Origin of the sequence: Spirillospora sp. NPDC000708 (assembly GCF_040299565.1) — a bacterium.
In the GTDB taxonomy this organism is placed as follows: domain Bacteria; phylum Actinomycetota; class Actinomycetes; order Streptosporangiales; family Streptosporangiaceae; genus Spirillospora.
Genome location: NZ_JBEPCJ010000034.1, coordinates 68,828 through 87,123, shown reverse-complemented (window position 1 = coordinate 87,123; position 18,296 = coordinate 68,828). Strand labels below are relative to the sequence as shown.

The 18,296-nt window shown below is 71.1% G+C and carries 17 protein-coding genes and 1 tRNA gene; 7 read left to right on the top strand and 11 right to left on the bottom strand.

What is annotated here, in order from left to right:
• Window positions 1–128: 128 nt before the first annotated feature.
• Together ABT299_RS24165 and ABT299_RS24160 are read right to left on the bottom strand one after the other, a co-directional pair.
• Window positions 129–893 carry a crotonase/enoyl-CoA hydratase family protein gene (locus ABT299_RS24165; RefSeq protein WP_387031685.1) on the bottom strand — a complete coding sequence of 255 codons (765 nt, stop codon included), beginning with the start codon at window positions 891–893 and terminating at the stop codon, window positions 129–131.
• A gap of 8 nt (window positions 894–901) precedes the next feature.
• The gene (locus ABT299_RS24160; protein ID WP_190856819.1) at window positions 902–1,675 is read right to left on the bottom strand and encodes an SDR family NAD(P)-dependent oxidoreductase; all 774 of its coding nucleotides are present in this window, start codon (window positions 1,673–1,675) and stop codon (window positions 902–904) included.
• Between the two features lie 165 nt (window positions 1,676–1,840).
• On the opposite strand from ABT299_RS24160, the gene ABT299_RS24155 reads away from it, so the two are divergent.
• Window positions 1,841–2,689 carry an SDR family oxidoreductase gene (locus ABT299_RS24155; protein ID WP_500252068.1) on the top strand — a complete coding sequence of 283 codons (849 nt, stop codon included), beginning with the start codon at window positions 1,841–1,843 and terminating at the stop codon, window positions 2,687–2,689.
• A gap of 7 nt (window positions 2,690–2,696) precedes the next feature.
• The gene (locus ABT299_RS24150; protein WP_190856821.1) at window positions 2,697–3,710 is read left to right on the top strand and encodes a DNA topoisomerase IB; all 1,014 of its coding nucleotides are present in this window, start codon (window positions 2,697–2,699) and stop codon (window positions 3,708–3,710) included.
• A 9-nt stretch (window positions 3,711–3,719) separates the two neighbouring features.
• Here ABT299_RS24150 and ABT299_RS24145 read toward each other — a convergent pair whose 3' ends face one another.
• From ABT299_RS24145 to ABT299_RS24125, 5 genes are all read right to left on the bottom strand, one after another.
• On the bottom strand, window positions 3,720–4,481 hold the full coding sequence (locus ABT299_RS24145) for a metallophosphoesterase family protein (protein ID WP_190856822.1): 762 nt from the start codon (window positions 4,479–4,481) through the stop codon (window positions 3,720–3,722).
• The gene (locus tag ABT299_RS24140) at window positions 4,478–4,714 is read right to left on the bottom strand and encodes a BON domain-containing protein (RefSeq protein ID WP_190856823.1); all 237 of its coding nucleotides are present in this window, start codon (window positions 4,712–4,714) and stop codon (window positions 4,478–4,480) included. Before ABT299_RS24140 ends, ABT299_RS24145 begins: the two co-directional genes overlap by 4 nt.
• Entirely contained in the window at window positions 4,711–5,352 is a 642-nt protein-coding gene (locus ABT299_RS24135; protein ID WP_500252067.1) for a nucleotidyltransferase, read from the bottom strand. Before ABT299_RS24135 ends, ABT299_RS24140 begins: the two co-directional genes overlap by 4 nt.
• 349 nt (window positions 5,353–5,701) lie before the next feature.
• Entirely contained in the window at window positions 5,702–6,097 is a 396-nt protein-coding gene (locus tag ABT299_RS24130) for an SCO5389 family protein (protein ID WP_500252066.1), read from the bottom strand.
• Window positions 6,098–6,191: 94 nt separating this feature from the next.
• Window positions 6,192–7,529 carry a glycoside hydrolase family 1 protein gene (locus ABT299_RS24125; protein WP_500252065.1) on the bottom strand — a complete coding sequence of 446 codons (1,338 nt, stop codon included), beginning with the start codon at window positions 7,527–7,529 and terminating at the stop codon, window positions 6,192–6,194.
• 869 nt (window positions 7,530–8,398) lie between these two features.
• Between ABT299_RS24125 and ABT299_RS24120 the strand changes: the two genes are divergently transcribed.
• On the top strand, window positions 8,399–8,935 hold the full coding sequence (locus ABT299_RS24120; protein WP_500252064.1) for a C40 family peptidase: 537 nt from the start codon (window positions 8,399–8,401) through the stop codon (window positions 8,933–8,935).
• Window positions 8,936–9,116: 181 nt separating this feature from the next.
• On the opposite strand, the gene ABT299_RS24115 is transcribed toward ABT299_RS24120, so the two are convergent.
• Window positions 9,117–10,190 (bottom strand): alkene reductase, encoded by a 1,074-nt coding sequence (locus tag ABT299_RS24115; protein WP_500252063.1) that lies wholly within the window; start codon window positions 10,188–10,190, stop codon window positions 9,117–9,119.
• A gap of 101 nt (window positions 10,191–10,291) precedes the next feature.
• Between ABT299_RS24115 and ABT299_RS24110 the strand changes: the two genes are divergently transcribed.
• Complete coding sequence (locus ABT299_RS24110) at window positions 10,292–12,925, top strand: ATP-binding protein (RefSeq protein ID WP_500252062.1); 2,634 nt, start codon at window positions 10,292–10,294, stop codon at window positions 12,923–12,925.
• Window positions 12,922–13,779: an ADP-ribosylglycohydrolase family protein gene (locus ABT299_RS24105; protein ID WP_190856829.1), complete on the top strand. Its 858-nt coding sequence runs from the start codon at window positions 12,922–12,924 to the stop codon at window positions 13,777–13,779. Before ABT299_RS24110 ends, ABT299_RS24105 begins: the two co-directional genes overlap by 4 nt.
• A gap of 6 nt (window positions 13,780–13,785) precedes the next feature.
• On the opposite strand, the gene ABT299_RS24100 is transcribed toward ABT299_RS24105, so the two are convergent.
• Together ABT299_RS24100 and ABT299_RS24095 are read right to left on the bottom strand one after the other, a co-directional pair.
• A complete protein-coding gene (locus tag ABT299_RS24100) occupies window positions 13,786–14,487 on the bottom strand; it encodes a dienelactone hydrolase family protein (RefSeq protein WP_500252061.1) in 702 nt (233 codons plus the stop codon).
• Window position 14,488: 1 nt separating this feature from the next.
• Window positions 14,489–14,941 (bottom strand): PaaI family thioesterase, encoded by a 453-nt coding sequence (locus ABT299_RS24095; RefSeq protein WP_208274581.1) that lies wholly within the window; start codon window positions 14,939–14,941, stop codon window positions 14,489–14,491.
• On the opposite strand from ABT299_RS24095, the gene ABT299_RS24090 reads away from it, so the two are divergent.
• Window positions 14,921–16,207, top strand: a complete 1,287-nt coding sequence (locus tag ABT299_RS24090; RefSeq protein WP_500252060.1) for a cytochrome P450 — start codon at window positions 14,921–14,923, stop codon at window positions 16,205–16,207. The two genes, ABT299_RS24095 and ABT299_RS24090, sit on opposite strands and share 21 nt — an antisense overlap.
• A 43-nt stretch (window positions 16,208–16,250) precedes the next feature.
• Window positions 16,251–16,326: transfer RNA gene (locus tag ABT299_RS24085), tRNA-Lys, on the top strand.
• A 1,002-nt stretch (window positions 16,327–17,328) separates the two neighbouring features.
• Here ABT299_RS24085 and ABT299_RS24080 read toward each other — a convergent pair.
• Entirely contained in the window at window positions 17,329–18,288 is a 960-nt protein-coding gene (locus ABT299_RS24080; RefSeq protein WP_500252059.1) for an ABC transporter permease, read from the bottom strand.
• Between the last annotated feature and the right edge of the window lie 8 nt (window positions 18,289–18,296).

Genomic DNA, 18,296 nt, shown 5'->3' with positions numbered 1-18,296 from the left:
CCGGTGCGGCTCCGGGCGTCCGGCATGCGGAGGGCGGTGACCGGAGGACGTCCCTCCGGCCACCGCCCGCCGATCACCCGCGAAAGGCGATCACCTGCGAAAGGCGGTCACCCGCGAAAGGAAGGCGGTCACTCGCCCTTCCAGTTCGGCTTGCGCTTCTCGGCGAAGGCCGCCGGGCCCTCCTGCGCGTCCTTGGAGGTGAAGACGGGCAGCGTGATGTCCTGCTGCTTCTTCCACGCCTCGGCGGACGACCAGTCGGCGGACTCGACGATGACCTTCTTGGTCGCGGCGAGCGCCAGCGGGGCGTTCTCCGCGACCTTGAGGGCCAGCTCCTTGGCCGCGGCGAGCGCGCCGCCCGGCTCGGCGAGCCGGTTGACGAACCCGAGCTCGGCCATCCGCTCCGCCGGGTACCTGTCGCCGGTCAGGGCGATCTCCATGGCGATGTGGAACGGGATGCGCTGCGGCAGCCGCAGCAGCCCGCCGCCCGCCGCGACCAGGCCGCGCTTCGGCTCGGGCAGCCCGAACTGGGCCTCCCGGGACGCCACGATCATGTCGCAGGCCAGCGCGACCTCGCAGCCGCCGGCCAGCGCGTAGCCCTCCACCGCGGCGATCAGCGGCTTGGCCGCCGGACGCTCGGTGATGCCGGCGAACCCGCGGCCCTCGACGGTCGGGTTGTCGCCCGTGAGGAAGCCCTTGAGGTCCATGCCGGAGCAGAACGTGCCGCCGGCGCCGGTCAGGACGCCGATGGACAGGTCCTTGCGGGAGTCCAGCTCGTCCAGGGCCGCCGCGATCCCCTTCGCCACCTCGCCGTTGACCGCGTTGCGGGCCTCCGGCCGGTTGATGGTGATGATGAGGACGGCGCCGTCTTCTTCGGTGAGAACAGCGTCGGTCATTCAGTGCCTCACTTCGGCTGGAAGCGGATGCCACCGTCGAAACGGATGGTCTCGCCGTTCATGTAGTCGTTCTCGATGAGGGACTTGACCAGGTGCGCGAACTCCGACGCCTTGCCCATCCGCTTCGGGAACGGCACCGGCGCGGCGAGCTTGGCCTTGAACGCCTCGGCGGCCTCGCCCTCGCCGTAGATCGGCGTGTCGATGATGCCGGGGCAGATCGTGTTGACCCGGACGCCGATCGCGGCGAGGTCGCGGGCGGCCGGCAGCGTCATGCCGATGATGCCGCCCTTGGAGGCCGAGTAGGCGATCTGCCCGGTCTGGCCCTCGATGCCGGCGATGGACGCGGTGTTGATCACCACGCCGCGGGCGCCGTCGGCGTCGGCGGGCTCGGTCTTGGAGATCGCCGCGGCGCCGATGCGCATCAGGTTGAAGGTGCCGATCAGGTTGACCCGGATGACGGTCTCGTAGGAGGCCAGGTCGTGCGGGGTGCCGTCGCGGCCGACGGTGCGCGAGGCCCAGCCGATGCCGGCGCTGTTGACGATGACGCGCAGCGGGGCGCCGGTGTCGACGGCGGCCTGGACGGCGGCCTGCACCTGCTCCTCGCTGGAGACGTCGGTCTTGACGAAGACGCCGCCGACCTCGTCGGCGACCTTCTTGCCCTTGTCCTCGTTCATGTCGGCGACGACGACCTTGGCGCCTTCGGCGGCCAGCGCGCGGACGGTGGCCTCACCGAGGCCGCTCGCGCCACCGGATACGACGGCGGAAACTCCGTTCAGGTCCATAAGCAGCACCTTACGTGAGGGACCGAATGTGGTTCGGGATGATGTTACCCAGACGTCACCCCGGCGTTCTGCTCACACCCCGGCGGATTGCCCGGGCGCGATGTTACTCGGGAGTCACAATACGGCGAACGTTTGCCGGGGAACGCCCCGGGCACCCGTCGGTGCATGACCGAACCTCCGGCACAGAGCCAGACCTACCCGGGCCGCACGGGGGACATGACACCCGAGCCCCGCGACGAGATGCGCGGCTACACCGGCAGCGGCCTCCTCGACGGCAGGCGCGCGCTGATCACCGGCGGCGACTCGGGCATCGGCCGCGCGGTCTCCGTCGCGTTCGCCAAGGAGGGCGCCGACGTCGCCCTCACCTACCTCGAAGAGGACGACGACGCCCGGCACACCGCCTCCCTCGTCGAGGCCGAAGGGCGCCGCTGCTTCACCTTCGGCGGCGACCTCGCCGAGGAGCGGCACTGCCGCGAGACCGTCGAGCACGCCGTCCGCGACCTCGGCGGCCTCGACGTCCTCGTCCTGCACCACGGCACCCAGACGCCGGTCAAGGACGTCCGCGAGATCGACGATGCGCAGCTCCAGCGCACGTTCGCCGTCAACGTGTACGCGCTGTTCTGGATCGTCCAGGAGGCCCTCGACCACATGGGTCCCGGGTCGTCCATCGTCTTCACCGGGTCCATCAACGGGCTGCGCGGCAACAAGACGCTGATCGACTACGCCCCCAGCAAGGCCGCCGCGATGACCCTCGCCACCTCCCTCGCGCAGAACCTCATGGACCGCGAGATCCGCGTCAACTGCGTCGCCCCCGGCCCCGTCTGGACGCCGCTGATCCCCGCCACGTTCGACGCCGAGCGCGTCGAGGGCTTCGGCGGGCAGGCCCCGATGGGCCGCCCCGCGGACCCCGACGAGATCGCCCCCTCCTACGTCTTCTTCGCCGCGAACCGGCAGTCGTCCTACTACACCGGCCAGACGCTGGTGCCGGCCGGCGGCGAGATCCATCCCGGCTGAGGCGCCCATGGACCTCCAGCGCAGCGACCCCTCCGAACCCGGTTTCGCGCGGCGCAAGTGCGGCAAAGGCTTCACCTACCTCGGCCCGGACGGCCGCACCCTGGCCGACCCCGCCGAGCGCGCGCGCATCCGCGCCCTCGTCATACCGCCCGCCTGGCAGGACGTGTGGATCTGCCCCGACGCCGACGGCCACATCCAGGCGATGGGCACCGACGCCGCCGGACGCCGCCAGTACCTCTACCACGAGGCGTGGCGCGAGCAGCGCGACCGCGAGAAGCACGACCACGTCCTCGACCTGGCCGCGCGCCTCCCCGACGTCCGCGACACGCTCGCCGGGCACCTCGCCGGCCGCGGCTACCGCCGCGAGCGCGTGCTGTCCGCCGCCGTCCGGCTCATCGACCTCGGCTTCTTCCGCATCGGCAGCGAGGAGTACGCGGCGGAGAACGGCACGTTCGGGCTCGCGACCGTCCTGCGCGAGCACGTCACCTGCCGGCGGGGCGAGGTCGCCTTCGAGTACCCGGCGAAGGGCTCGAAGGACCGCTACCAGTCCGTCGCCGAGGAGAACGTCTGCAAGGTCGTCACTGGCCTGAAGCGCCGCGAGGACGGCTCCCCCGAACTCCTCGCCTACCGGACGCGCAACGGCTGGCACGACGTCACCGCGTCCGACATCAACGCCTTCATCCGCGAGGTGACCGGCGGCGACTTCACCGCCAAGGACTTCCGCACCTGGCACGCCACCGTCCTCGCCGCCGTCGGCCTCGCCGTCTCCACCCGCGCCGGCACCGGCGAGGCCGCCCGCCGCAAGGCCGTCGTCCGCGTCGTCAAGGAGGTCGCCGCCTACCTCGGCAACACCCCGGCGGTGGCCCGCGCCTCCTACATCGACCCGCGCATCATCACCCTCTACGAGTCCGGCCGGACGATCGCCCCCGCCCTCACCAAGCTCGGCGTGGACGCCTCCCCCGGCGAGCTCGCCACCCAGGGCCCCGTCGAACAGGCCGTCATCGAGCTGCTGAAATCCTGACCCGGGCGGTCACCAGGCCGAGACGCGCTCCTCGGCACGCCCGGCGCCCGCCGCCTCCGGCGGCTCCAGGCAGTACAGGGCGTAGGCGTGCTGGATCACCGGCAGCGCGACGTTCCGCACCCGGACGCCGCCCTGCGTCATCCCCTTCTCCGTCCCCTTGTGCGCGTGCCCGTGGATCGCCAGCGCCGGCGCCGCCGCGTCGATCGCCTCGCCCATCAGGTAGCTCCCGAGGAACGGGTAGATCTCCGGGGGCTCGCCTTCGAGCGTGTCCTCGGCGGGCGAGTAGTGCGTCAGGCTCACCCGCACGTCCGCGTCCAGCTCCAGCAGCGCGGTGCCGAGCCGGTCGGCGAACGCCTTCGTGTGCCGGATGAACGCCTTCATCTCCGGCTCGCCGAAGTCACTCGCGCACTTGCCCTCGAACCCGCCGCCGAACCCCTTGCCGCCCGCGACGCCGAGCCGACTCCCGTCGCAGTCCACGACCGTCCCGCCGCCCTCCAGCACGGTCACCCCCGCCTCCCGCAGGACGTCGGCGATCCCGTCCTCCTCGTCGGAGTGGTAGTCGTGGTTGCCCAGCACCGCGATCACCGGCACCCCGAGGTCGCGCAGCTCGCCCGCCGCGACCCGGCCCTCCTCGACCGTCCCGTGCCTGGTCAGGTCCCCCGCGACGAGGAACACGTCCGCCTGCCGGGCCAGCCGCCCGAGCCGTCCCCGGTACACCCCGGCCATGTCGGCCCCCACGTGCAGGTCCCCGGCCGCCGCCACACGGATCATGACAGCCTCTCCTCCCCCTCGGGCTCCGGGACCGCGACGACGTGCACCTCGTTGCAGATCTCGTGGCCCTCCGCGGCCACCCGGGCGGCCTCCTCGACCTCCCGGCGCTGCTCCTCGCTGGCCACCTCCCCGCGCAGATGCACCACGTTTCCCCGCACGTCCACGCGGATACCGAGCTCGTGCGCGCGCGCCGCGAGCGTCTCCTGGATGTGCGCCGGCAGGTATTCGGTCACGGCACGCCCCTCTCGATGACGCCGAGCCGGGACAGCAGGGTCAGGAACGCGTACGCGTACGGCGACCCCGCCGTCTCCTCGGCCACGTACGGCCAGTCGACCTGCTCCCGCAGCGCCCGGCTGACATGCAGGAACCCGCTGAAGTCACACGCCGTCTCGCTGAATGCCAGCAACCGCATGATCACCAGGTCCGTCGCGGGCAGCACCGGCATGTACACCGCGCCGACCGCCATCTCCGTGGCCCGCCCGAGCAGCGCGCCGTCCACCGGACGGCCCGACGGCGTGTGGATCAGGTCGATGAAGTACTCCCCGTCGGAGACCTTGGCGAGCCAGTTCTCCGGGCTGTCCATGTGCCCCATGCCGGCCGCGGCGAGCGCCGCGAGCGCCGTCGCGACGTCGCGCTCCCGCACCACGAAGTCCACATCGTGCGTCGACACCGCCGCGCCGTGCGCGTACGCCGCGAACCCGCCCGCCAGCGCGTACTCGATCCCCGCGTCGCGCAGGGCGGCGGCGGCCCGCTTGAGGCTCAGCAGCAGGCCGTCCCCGGCGCCGCCCGGGCCCGGCGACCCGCTGCCCCGGACCACGCCGAGGTTCGGCACGGCCCCCGCGCGCCTCGTCCCGGCCTGCACATCCCCCACACGAACCCCTGCTTCCTAGCGCTCACCGCGCCGGTACCCCAGAAACCCCAGCTCATACCGACCCCTACCCCACCAACCCACCCCAGCAAGCCCCCACTCCCACCCCACCAACCCGCCCCCGGCAAGCCCCACTCGCACCCCACCGCGCCCCGCCCGGCCGCGCCCTCCTTAGGCCGCGGCCGGGGCGACGCGGGTCACCGGCGGACACGCGGTGGGCGGGGACAACCGGCCGTCTGCGGCGAGTCGGATGCCGGGGAGGCATCCGACTTGCCTGACCGGATTCGTCGGGGCGCGGGTGGTGGGCGCCGGGCCTGCGGGGCGGGGTCGTTGCGGTCCGGGGTGGGCGGGGTCAGCAGTCGACCAGGTCCGGGGACTGGTTCAGGAGCTGGGCCCGGGGTGAGACGAAGCGCTCGTGGCGGGCGGCAGCGTCGTCGGCGGCCAGGTCGAACGCGGCGACGCGGTGGCAGTTCTGGAACGCCAGGCGGACGCCGAAGTGGCGTTCCAGGGCGCCGCGCATGGCGTCGCTGGCGAGGACGCGCAGCAGCTGGCCGCGGGCCTGCTCGTCCGGCGGCGGGGTCCGGTTGTCGGCGAAGCCGGCGCCGCCGTCCCGCATGCGGGCGACGACGCCGCTGATGACCTCCCATGCGTACGGCAGCGAGTCGCGGACGCAGGCGACGAACGAGGCGTCGTCCACCTCGCCCCGCATCGCCTTCTCCAGCAGCCGGTCGTCGACGGTCAAGGACATGGCCGTGCTCCCTTCCTCCGTGGTTCGGACGGATTCAGGGTGACATGAAAACGATTATCATTCCAGCATTGAGGGCGGTGATTCCGGTCCGCGTTCAGCCGGCCGGGGCGCGGTAGGCCGCGGGCGGGGTCGGGGTCGTGCCGAGGCAGGTGGCGATCGGGTCCTCGACCGAGCACCAGCCCGGCCGGCGGACCGGCACGTATCCGGCCGGGACGCCGCGGTCGGCGATGATCGAGCGGTAGGTCGCGACGGCGTCGGTCGGGCGGCGGGCCAGGGACGGGTCGGTCAGCGCGTTCACCGTGTAGAGGCCGAAGCGCGGCTCGAAGCTGCCCCACTCGTAGTTGTCGGTGAGGCTCCAGTAGTTGTAGCCCATCACCTTGACGCCGTCGGCCATCGCCCGCTGCACCCAGTAGATGTGGTCGCGGAGATGCTCGCTGCGGGTGTAGCCGTCCGCCCGGGGCTTGCCGTTGTCGGTGGACATGCCGTTCTCGACCACGTACACCGGCAGCTTCGGCAACCGCCGCTGGTAGCTCTTGAGCACGTAGTACAGCCCCTCCGGCTCCGGGTCGATCTTCCAGAACTCGCCGGTCAGCGCGTACCCGGCGGTGAGGTTCTGGGCGTTGGCGCCGTAGTAGTAGTCGATGCCGACGAAGTCGAGCTTGTCCGTGACGTCGTTGAACAGCGCGGCGTCGAAGATGCCGTTCAGGGCCGTGCCGTAGGCGACGTTCGTGGAGACGGGGGCGCCCGGGTCGAGCTTGTGGATCATGTCGTAGGCGGCGCGGTGGGTCTTGGTGAGCGCGGTCCGCATCGCGGCGAACTGCCCGAGGTTCATCGGCCGCATGGTCAGCTCTTTGTACATGTATGCGCTGGCCTCGTTGAACGTGATCCAGATGACGCCCTGGCGCTTGTAGCGGTTCACGATGAACCGGGCGTTGCCCAGCCACTCCGCCTGAGTCTTCGGGTCGTCCCAGGCGCCCTGGTCGGCCACCCACCCCGGGTACACCCAGTGGTCCAGCGTGATCATGGGCCGCATGCCGGCGGCGCGGATCCGCCGGACGAGGTCGTCGTAGTAGGCGATGGCCTTGGGATCGCGGACGCCCCGCTTCGGCTCGATCCTGGCCCACTCGATCGAGGTGCGGAACACGTTCACGCCGAGCTTGCGCGCGAGCTCCACGTCGCCCGGATAGCGGTGCAGGAAGTCGACGGAGTTCTTGTACGGGTCGCTGATCCCGGGCGCCTTCCGCTTGATGTAGCGCGTCCAGTTGCTGTCGGGGAAGGAGCCCTCGCCCTGGAAGCCGGACGTGGCGACCCCCCACAGGAACCCGTGGGGGAACTTGGCGGTCGCCGGGGACTGCGCGAGAGCGGTACGGGCGTGGGCGGCGGGCGAGGCGGTCACCGTGACGGCGGCCGCGAGGGCGAGAGCGGGGAGCACGCGCGCGAGGCGCGTTCTGCCGGACCTGCGGAACACGGGACTCCCTCCGGGCACCGGACATGAATCTCTCTCGGACTACAGGGCCGGGAGAGGCGGGAGTCAATCCCCGGACCCTGGCCGGATCCGGCAACGCAGCGTCCACGATCCGCCACACAACGGAAGTAAGTGACGCAACTAACATATTTGCCGCCATTGACGATCTCCTTCCAGTGCGCGGAAAACGCCTTCGAATCCCGCGGCGACTCCAGTCGAGCACTCCGGCTCGGACACCGGAACCGGAACCTCGTTCTGTGGATAACTCCGCCCCGAGACGCCCCTCCAGGACGGGGAATCGGCCGCTGTTTCCGCAGGTTGTGACCCACTTCACAATTTGCTGAAAATGATCTCGATTCGCGCAGGCCGCACGATGGTCGCCCCATCCGTCGCATCCGTCCGGGAAGGGTTGTGATCTACCTGAGATTTGCCTGAGCCGCTGGAGTCTGGCTACGTTCCTGCCCGGTTCATGCGGCACGACGGGCCGCTCGGACAACAGAACACGCACCGACGCGCGGCGGCGGCACGCGTCCGGCCTCTCGGCGAAGAGCGGCCGGGCATCGTCCGCGAGGACGCCCCCCACGGGCGCCGCCGAAGAAGCACACCCGCGTCGATCGCCTCATCCGTGCAGACGAGAAGCACGGAGCCGGAAGCGGCTCGCGGGCCGCGGCGCCCTCCCATGGCACCGCAGGCACCGGACGACCGCGACGCATCCCGAATCCCCAGCGTTCACGCGCGGGATGACGGCTGCCCGGTAGGCATCACCCGCGAGATCTGGAGCCATCCTGCATACCCCCCGAAACCCCCTGAAGATCGGAATCACCGCTGGTGGCCTCGTGCTCACCACGACCGCGGCGCTCGGCGCGACGCTCCTGACGGCGGGCCCTGCCGGAGCCGCCGCCGGCACTCCGCAGCGCGTCACGCTCGCGGCGTCGACCACCAAGGCGACGAGCACGAAGACCGCGGCCACCAGGACCTCGTCGGCCACGTCCCGCGCCGCCAAGCAGAGCAAGCGCGCGACCGTCGCCGTCAAGTACGCCTACAAGCAGATCGGCGACCCGTACCGCTACGGCGGTTCCGGGCCGGGCTCGTGGGACTGCTCAGGTCTCGCGCAGGGATCGTGGCGCAAGGCCGGCGTCAAGCTCCCGCGCACGACCCAGCAGATCTACCGCGCGGTGAAGCACAAGGTCTCCTGGAAGGGCGCCAAGGCGGGCGACCTGCTCTTCTTCTACAGCGGCCGTACGCACGTGGGCATCTACGTGGGGCACGGGTACATGGTTCACGCGCCGCACTCGGGCTCCCATGTGAAGAAGATCAAGCTGACCCACTACTACAAGAGCCAGTTCAACGGCGGCGTCCGGCCCGGCTACTAAGCCGAGCGCATACGGACGCACAGGCGGACATACATGCGTCTCCTCTGAGCGTGGCTACATGAAGCACGCCCAACCACAGGCGCGCGCATAGGCGAGGGCCCCGTACCGGTCGACACCGGTGCGGGGCCCTCGGCCTGAGTCCCGTCCAAGACCAGAGGTCCGTTCAGGGACTGAGGTCCGTCTAGGAGAGGACGGGGTAGTCGGTGTAGCCGCGGTGGTCGCCTCCGTAGAAGGTGGCGCGGTCAGCCTCGTTGTAGGGGCCGCCGGCCTTGATGCGGGCGGGCAGGTCCGGGTTGGCGAGCCACAGTTCGGCGAACGCGATCGCGTCCGCGACGCCCTCCCGCAGCGCCTCCACACCGGTCTCCGGGTTCGCCGGGAAGGATTCGGGCGTCGGGTGGGGGTTGAGGATGAGCGTGCCAGGCCAGGCGGCACGGATGCGACGCGTACGCTCCCGGTCGCCCAGCTCCATGATGTGCAGGTAGGCGAGCCCCAGGGGCGCCAGTGCCTCCACCAGCGCGGCGTACAGCTCGTCGGGGTCGCTCTCGGTGATGCCGTTGGCGATGCCACCGGGTGACACGCGGAAGCCCACGCGTTCCGGTCCGATCGCGTCCGCGACGGCCTGCGCCACCTCCATGCCGAAGCGGATGCGGTTCTCGATGGTGCCGCCGTAGGCGTCGGTCCGCTTGTTGCTGCCGTCCGCCAGGAACTGCTGGATGAGGTAGCCGTTGGCGCCGTGCAGTTCCACGCCGTCGAAACCGGCGGCGACGGCGTTGCGCGCCGCCGCGGCGAAGTCCGCCACCGTCTCGGCGATGTCGTCCAGCGTCATCTCGCGGGGCTCGGGGTGGTCGAGCATGCCCTCGGGCGACCACATCCGCTCGCCCGTGGCGATCGGGGACGGCGCCACGGGCAGCCCGCCGTCCGGGTAGAGCGAGGGGTGGCCGACGCGTCCCGCGTGCATCAGCTGGGCGAAGATGACGCCGCCCTCCGCGTGGACGGCGTCGGTGACCGCCCGCCATGCCTCCACCTGCTCGTCGGTGTGCAGTCCCGGCGTCCAGGTGTAGCCCTGGCCCCGCACGCTGGGCTGCGTCCCCTCGGTGATGATGAGGCCGGCGCCGGCCCGCTGCGCGTAGTACTCGGCGTGCAGGTCGGTCACCTTCCCGTCGTGGACGGCCCTGCTGCGCGTCATCGGCGCCATCACCAACCGGTTGGCCAGCTCCAGCTTCCCGGCCGACAGCTTCTCGAACAGCTCGTTCACGACGTCCTCCTAGTGGCTTCCTCGCTGGTGAAGAAGCTACGAGGGGGCCGTCGCACCGCGAATCAGTATGGTTTCGGTAGTACGCCCCGTACTTTGGATTAGTGCTTTACGGGCGGAACGACGAACAGGCGCGCATCTCCTCGCTGCTCGCCGGAGCGCGCGACGAGGGGCGCAGCGGCGCGCTGCTGCTGCGCGGCGAGGCGGGCATCGGCAAGTCGGCGCTGCTGGACCACGCCGCTGACCTCGCGGCCGGCGGCGCCGGGGCGCGCGTCCTGCGGGTGACCGGGATCGAGGCGGAGTCCGGCATCGCGTTCGCCGGGATCAACCAGCTGGTGTGGCCCGTGCGCGACCGCCTGGACGGCCTTCCCGGACCGCAGGCGGAGGCACTGAGAGCCGCGCTGAGCGGTTCCGGGCAGTCCTGTGACGTCCCGCCCGTCCGGGACCGGTTCACGACCGGCCTCGGCGTCCTGACGCTCCTGGCCGACCTCGCCGAGGACGGCCCCGTGCTCTGCCTCGTCGACGACGCCCAGTGGCTCGACAGCGGGACCGCCGAGGCGCTGCTGTTCGCCGCCCGGCGGCTCGCGGCCGAGGCGGTGGTGATGCTGTTCGCCGCGCGGGACGACGCGTTCACCGGCACCGGCCTCCCCGAACTGCCGTTGGCGCGGCTGGGACGCGACGACGCGGTGCGGTTCCTCGCCGAGCACGGGCTGACCCGGGACGTCCGCGATCGGATCCTGCATGACGCGGACGGCAATCCGCTGGCGCTGCGCGAGTTCGGCAGGGCCAGGGACCGGGTGCCGGACGGGTCCCGCCCGCTGCCCGTCACCGACCGCGTCGTCGCGCGGTTCCAGAGCCGGATCGATGAGCTTCCGGACAAGACCCGCCTGATGCTGCTCATAGCGGCGGCCGAGGGACGCGGCTACATGCCGAGCCTGCTGAACGCGGCGCGAGAATTGGGCGTCGGCCTGGAGGACCTGCAGCAGGCCGAGCGCGCAGGGCTGGTGGAGGTGAGCGGGCGGTCCATGGCCTTCCGCCATCCGCTGATCAGAGCCGCCGTCTACCAGGGCGCTGTAGCGGCGTGCCGTATCAGGGTGCATGAGGCGTTGGCGTCCTCGTCCGAGGACGCCGATTGCCGCGCGCGGCACCGCGCGTCAGCGGCTCTCGGGCCGGACGAGGACGTCGCCGTCGATCTGGAGAACGCCGCAGAGCGCGCGCGGAAACGCACCGGGTACGGCACTGCGGCGAGTCTCTACCGACAGGCGGCGGACCTCACTCCGGCCAAGGACGCGCAGGCCGCGCGGTTGCGCGCCGCGGCCAACATGACGCTCCAGGCCGGTCGGCCGGACGAGGCCGAGGTTCTCGCCACCAGGGCGGGCACCCTCACCGACGCCCCCGCGGAACTCGCACGGCTCGGCCGAGTCCGCGCTGTGGTCGAGTACGAGCGCGGCAACCGCCGCACCGCCGCGCGCATGATGGTGGAGCACGCCGCCTATGCGAAGCCGGACGACAGGGCCGCGATGCTGCGGACGGGCGCCGCCTATGCGTGGACCTCCGGAGAGACGCCGGCGCTGCTGCGCGCCGCCGAGGCGCTGCCCGAGGACGCGATGGTCGGCGGTCTCGCGCATCTGGCCGGCGACGACGTCGCACGCGGCGTCCCGCTGCTCGCCGGGCTGGTCGCGGAGGCGCGCACGACGACCCCGGAGCCGGGCGTGGCCGCCGGGCTGGACGAGGCGGCGCGGCTCGCGCTGATCGTCGGCGACGACGAGGCGGCGCTGGAGCTGGCCGCCGTCGAGGCCGCGCGCTGCCGGCTGAACGGCCTGATCGGGGCGCTGCCGGGCGTGCTGCGGACGCAGGCGCAGGCACAGGTCGCGACGGGCCTGCACGCGGACGCGGAGGCCACGCTGATCGAGGCGATCTCGCTGGCGTGCGACACCGGCCTGCCCAGCGGCGACTGGCGGCTCTCGGCGGTGTTCGCCCGGGTGGCGGCGGTGGAGGGCGATGAGGCGCGGCTGCACGAGATGCCGGAGAGGTCCGACGGGGCTCTCGGACTCCTCGAACTCGGCCTCGGGCGGTACGACGACGCGCTCCGCCATCTCGAGGCGGTGCACCACCAGTACAGCGCGGACGCCATGCTCGCCGTGGCGGACCTCGTAGAGGTGGCCGTGCGCGCCGGACAGCCGGAACGCGCGCGCGCACCGTTCGACCGGTTCTGTGTCTGGGCCGATGCCGTGCAGCAGCCGTGGGCATCGGCCATCGCGCTGCGCTGCGAAGCTTTGCTGGACGACAGCGAAGAAGCGTACGCACAGGCCGTCCGCCTGCACGAGAAGGCAACGCGCCCGTTCGAGAAGGCCCGAACGGAACTCCTGTACGGAGAGTGGCTGCGCCGTGCGCGCCGCCGCTCCGACGCCCGTACGCCTCTTCGCTCCGCCATGGAGGTCTTCGACCGGCTCCGCGCCAAGCCCTGGTCGGACCGCGCGCGCGCCGAGCTGCGCGCGACCGGCGAATCCGGCTCCGCATCGGAGCCCACGGCGCCCGTGCTGCTCGACCGCCTCACGCCGCAGGAGCTCCAGGTCGTACGGCTCGCCGCCGAGGGCATCAGCAGCCGCGAGATCGCCGCGCAACTGTTCCTCAGCCGCCGGACGGTCGAGTACCACCTCTACAAGGCTTATCCCAAGCTCGGGATCTCCTCCCGCAAGGAACTCTCCCGCCTGACTCTGGAACCATCCACGACATGACCGCATCCGCCGCGGAACGCTCGCACGACTCGCTTCTGGCCCTCTCCGTAGGAGACGCGCTCGGATCCCAGTTCTTCGTCCCCGAGAACCGCCCGGCCTTCGAGAGCCAGACGCTCCCCCAAGGGCCGTGGCAGTGGACGGACGACACGGAGATGGCCGCGTCCATCCATCTCGTCCTGTGCAAGCACGGCGGCATCGACCAGGACGCCCTCGCGACGAGCTTCGCCGAACACCACGACTTCGACCGCGGCTATGGCCCGTCCACCGGTCGCCTGTTGCGGCTCGTCCGGGAAGGCGGCGACTGGCGGACGCTCGCCCGCGAACCCTTCGACGGCATGGGCTCCTGGGGAAACGGCGCCGCGATGCGTGTCGCGCCCATAGGCGCCTGGTTCGCGGGCGACCCGGCGGAGGCCGCTCGCCAGGCGGCCTTGTCCGCGGAGGTGACACACCCCCACCCGGAGGCCATCGCGGGCGCGATCGCCGTAGCGGTGGCCACGGCGATCGCGCCCGGCAAGCCGTCACCTGGCGGCTTCCTCGACGAGGTACTGGCGCGCACACCACAAGGCACGGTCCGCCAGGGCATCGCCGAAGCACGCCGGCTGCTGACCATCGGCGACCCGGCCACTGCCGCGGCCGTCCTGGGCAACGGCCGCCAGGTCGCCGCACATGACACGGTGCCGTTCACCCTCTGGGCGGCGGCACGGCACCTGGGCGACTACGAACGGGCGTTCTGGACCACGGCCTCCGCAGGCGGCGACATCGACACCACATGCGCGATAGTCGGCGGCATCGTCGGACGCCCGCCCGCAGCCTGGCTCACCGAAACCGAGCCGCTCCCTGGCTGGTGCCTATAGGCCGCGCTATGAGACGGGCAGGTAGCGGCGCAGGAAATCCTCCGTGAGCCGCCACGCCCGGTCCGCGGGCTCCGGCTGATAGAACATCGGTGCCTTCCGGTTGTGGAAGGCGTGGCCGCCGTCCTCCTGGACGTGGATCTCCATCCGGTCCCGTCCCGCGACGGCGCGCTCCACCGCCGCGACGTCCTCCCTCGGGATGTAGTCGTCGGACCCGCCGAAGTGGAACTGCAACGGCGACCGCACCGCGTCCAGCGCATCCAGCGCACCCGGCACACCGCTGCCGTAGAACGACACGACGGCGTCCGCCTCGGCCCGCGTGGCCAGCAGATACGCCAGCGTCCCGCCGAAACAGAACCCGAGCACGCCGATCCGGCCGTCGACCTCGGGCAGGCCCTTGAGCGCCTCCAGCGCGGCCTCCACGTCGTCCTGGCCCTTGCCCCAGTCGAACTGGGAGACCATGGACATCCCCTTGGGCAGGGCCTCCTCGGTGTGCCGCGTCGTCCAGTTCGGCTCGATCCGCCAGAACATGTCCGGGGCGGCCACCACATAGCCCATGGCCGTCAGGTCCCCGGCCACGGCCTCCATGTAGTCGCCGACGCCGAAGATCTCCTGGATGAGCAGGATCCCCGGCCCCCGGCCGCTCTCGGGCGTCCACACGTGCAGCCGGAACTCGCCGTCCGGCACCTTCACCGTCTCGATTCGGGTCATGTCACCCGATGATCGCGTACACGGCGCTGGCCTGCGCGACGGTGGCGCCGTTCGCCGCCATCACGATGTCGGCGAACGCCAGCGTGCGCCCCAGCTTGCCCAGCTTCACCGTCACCAGGACGTCCGTCCCCACCACGGGCCGCATGAACGCCGTGTTGAGCTGCACCGTGGTCATCGGCACAAAGCCGCCCTTGGCGCCCGCCACAGCGATGACCACGGCGGTGTCGGCGGCGGCCATCAGCGCCTGCCCCGACATGGCGCCGCCCTCGCGCGCCAGCCGATCCGACCACGGCAGCCGCAGCACCGCGGCCCCTTCCCCCACCTCCTCTACGACGAGCCCCAGTTCCAGCACCCAGGGCGCGAAGTTGTCACGAAGGATCCCGGCAGCGTCTTCAGGCTTCACCGTCACACCGTCATGATGCACGCTGTGGGCATGCACGAGGAGATCTTCCACCCCGCCACCTACGCCACGGGGGTCCCCTACGACGCATTCAGGAAACTCCGCGCCGAATCCCCCGTCGCCTGGATCCCCGAACCCGCCGTCGGCCCCTGGCCCGCCGGCACCGGCTACTGGGCGGTCTTCTCGCACGCCAACGTGAAACACGTTCTCCGCTCCCCCGAGCTCTTCTCCTCCAACCTCGGCGCCACCCAGATCCGCGACCCCGACACCCCCGAGGACCTCGCGTTCGTCCGCGCGATGATGCTCAACCAGGACCCGCCCCACCACTCCCGCCTGCGCCGCATCGTCGCCGCCGCCTTCACCCCCCGCGCCGTCCGCGCCCTGGAGGAGACCATCGACCGGCGGGCCCGCGACCTCGTCGCCTCCGCCCTCGGCCAGGACACCGACTTCGTCGAACTCGCCGCCGACCTCCCCGTGTGGACGCTCGCCCACATCATGGGCGTGCCCGACGGCGACCGCCGGCTCCTGTACGACTGGGCGTCCCGCGTCATCGGCTACCAGGACGACGAGTACGCCGGGCTGTCCACGGCCGACACCGCGTCCATGAGCCCCATGGCGCAGAAGGCCATGCGGTACCGGCCCGCCTCGTTCACCCACCCGGACGGCCGTCCCGTCAACCCGCGCTCCTACGCCGCCCTGGCGGACATGTTCGCCTACGCCCACGCGCTGGCGGCCGTCAAGAAGGAGCACCCGACCGACGACATCATGTCCCGCATGCTCCAGGGCGGCCTCACCGGCCACGAGTTCGAGAACATGTTCTTCCTCTTCGCCGTCGCCGGGAACGAGACCCTCCGCAACGGCATCCCCGGCGGCCTCCTCACCCTCCTCGACCACCCGTCCGAACTGGCCCGCCTGCGCGCCGACCCGTCCCTCCTCCCCACCGCCGTCGACGAGATGCTCCGCTACTGGCCGCCCGTCATGGACTTCCGCCGCACCGCCACCCGCGACCTCACGCTCTCCGGCCACGAGATCAAGGCGGGCGACAAGGTCGTCGTCTACCACGCGTCCGCCAACCGCGACGAGACCGTCTTCCCCGATCCGGACCGCTTCGACGTCTCCCGCACCCCCAACGACCACGTCAGCTTCGGCTTCGGCCCCCACTTCTGCCTCGGCGCCCACCTGGCCCGCACCCAGATGCGCGCCGTCTTCCGCGAACTCCTCCCCCTGCGCATCGAGCGCACCGGCCCCGCCGTCCGCCTCGCCTCCAACTTCCAGAACGGCCTCAAGCACCTCCCCGTCCGCCTCACCCCCACCGGGTAACCCCGTCGCGAACCTCGCCCCGCTCTCGGTACGCTTGCTAGACGGGTCGCTAGCTCAATTGGCAGAGCTCCGGACTTTTAATCCGTAGGTTGTGGGTTCGAGTCCCACGCGACCCACCACCCCTGACCAGGGCGAACGCGAGGACGCCCCGGTATGTCCGCCGCCCGGGATGCCCCGCTTCGTTCCCCTGTTGCTCGATGTTGGCTCGGCGGCTCGATCCGGCCCTCCAACCACCCAGCCCAGGCCCGAGAAGCCCTACCTCTAGGCCCCCACAAGCTGGGACACATCGCCCGCAGCAAGCGGCAGCCAAGACGACCAGAGCGGGCGACCGCGAGTTCCCGCGGACGCGAATCCGCAGCCCTGCATCAGCAACTCCGCTGCCCCAACCAAACCCAGCGAGCAATCCAGCAGCCCTCACTTCGCCACCCCGGCAACTGTCCGATCAGCGCCCCCAGACAAGATCCAAGCCCACGCCAGGCGCTACCGAGTGGCTCACCGGCCGCGACAGGAGGCCACCCAAGACAACGGCCGCTTCCGAGGGCGACCAGCACCGGAACAAGAAGTCGGGGCCGATGGTCGCCAACCTCGGCGCCGGCGATCCGAGCTGTGTTCCGCGCCACCGCCGCCTACTCGTCGGCACTCAACGGGCGGGTGCGCGGGCGACACCGCGGCGCACTCATCGGGGTACGGCCGACCGCCGATCGGGTTGACCTGGAACGCTGCGGCGTCCATGACGAAGCGCAGGCAGTCCCAGTAACGATCAAGGTCGCACATGGGCACCTCGCGGGACAGGTAGCCGTGGGTGTCAGGGGCAGAGCGCAGCCTGTCGAGCTCGACGGGACTCACCCTGGCTATGTCGCCCAGCACAGGAAGATCCGAAGTTCTCTGCAAACCAGTCCATGACCCCAGGACGAATGAGGTTCCCCCGTAGCGAACAGGGGGAAGCTCAGAACGTGTAGAGGAGTTCGGACATCGGCACCCGGACGGTGTTCCGTTGGGGGAGTCCCTAACGGAACACACCGACCGAACACCCAGGTCAGATCTACTCCTGCTGCCTGATCGCTGTCCGCGGGTGTTCCTCCCGACGCAGTACCGTCATGCCGGTCGGCCGCTGGTTCGGGTCAGGTGCTGCGGCGGTGCAGACTCCAGATCGCGATGGCCAGCAGGGTGGCGGCGAGGCCGATGAACAGCGAGGCCTCGATGATCTGGAAGGTCCAGAAGCGGTCGGCGGGCTGGTAGACGACCTTGAGGCGCAGGCCGAGGCCGCGGAGGTAGGCGTCGAGGGCGGCAGGGCTGTTGAGCGAGTCCAGTTTCTGGTTGATCTGGGTTTTCTGTACGGCGGAGAGCGCATGGCCGGACCTGTCGACCAGGTGCTGGCTGAGGATCCAGCCTCGTGGACCGGGCGTGTTCGGAATGCTGCCAGGCCCCATGGTGTGGTTGCCGGCCGGGTCCAGCAGGCGGGTGGCTGGGGCCTGGTAGTGCTGCCGGAGCCAGTACTCCGCTGGGAGGCGGACGGCGAGGAACGCGACGAACGCGGTGACGATCGCCGGTACGGTGCGGCGGATCAGCAGCCCGGCCAGGACGCCCAGCGCGAAGGCGAAGAGGGTGTAGCCGGTGAGCGAGAGTCCTTCGAGGTCGAAGGCGCCGGGGGCGAACCTGCCCGACACCTGGTCCATCGGGCTTCGGAACCAGCCGAAGACGGCGCTGAGGGCGAGGGTGACCGCGGTGATCGCGGTGCTGATCAGGACGAGCTTGGCGGTCAGCCAGCGGGTCCGGGGGACGGCCTGGGTCCAGGCCAGCCGCCAGGTCCCGTGCTCGTACTCGCGTCCCAGCAGGCTCGCGCCGACGATCGCGCCGATGAGGCCGGGCACCGGGCTGAACCAGGTGAGCAGGTGATTGGCCAGGTCGTTGAACTGGTTCATGAACGCGGTCAGCACGCTCTGGCAGTGGTCGCCGCCGGTGTTCTGGGCCAGGCAGGCGCCGACACCGTCGTTGCTGTAGGCGGTGCGCATCGACTGGCCGTAGGGCAGGAAGACCACCGCGGTGAGGGCGACCAGTGCCAGGCCGGTCAGCAGTTGCATGCGGTGTT

Bases quoted from the DNA above. Each gene is read 5' to 3' on its own strand.
- ABT299_RS24165 (WP_387031685.1), bottom strand. From the start codon at position 893: ATGACCGACGCTGTTCTCACCGAAGAAGACGGCGCCGTCCTCATCATC.
- ABT299_RS24160 (WP_190856819.1), bottom strand. From the start codon at position 1,675: ATGGACCTGAACGGAGTTTCCGCCGTCGTATCCGGTGGCGCGAGCGGC.
- ABT299_RS24155 (WP_500252068.1), top strand. From the start codon at position 1,841: ATGACCGAACCTCCGGCACAGAGCCAGACCTACCCGGGCCGCACGGGG.
- ABT299_RS24150 (WP_190856821.1), top strand. From the start codon at position 2,697: ATGGACCTCCAGCGCAGCGACCCCTCCGAACCCGGTTTCGCGCGGCGC.
- ABT299_RS24145 (WP_190856822.1), bottom strand. From the start codon at position 4,481: ATGATCCGTGTGGCGGCGGCCGGGGACCTGCACGTGGGGGCCGACATG.
- ABT299_RS24130 (WP_500252066.1), bottom strand. From the start codon at position 6,097: ATGTCCTTGACCGTCGACGACCGGCTGCTGGAGAAGGCGATGCGGGGC.
- ABT299_RS24105 (WP_190856829.1), top strand. From the start codon at position 12,922: ATGACCGCATCCGCCGCGGAACGCTCGCACGACTCGCTTCTGGCCCTC.
- ABT299_RS24100 (WP_500252061.1), bottom strand. From the start codon at position 14,487: ATGACCCGAATCGAGACGGTGAAGGTGCCGGACGGCGAGTTCCGGCTG.
- ABT299_RS24090 (WP_500252060.1), top strand. From the start codon at position 14,921: ATGCACGAGGAGATCTTCCACCCCGCCACCTACGCCACGGGGGTCCCC.
- ABT299_RS24080 (WP_500252059.1), bottom strand. From the start codon at position 18,288: ATGCAACTGCTGACCGGCCTGGCACTGGTCGCCCTCACCGCGGTGGTC.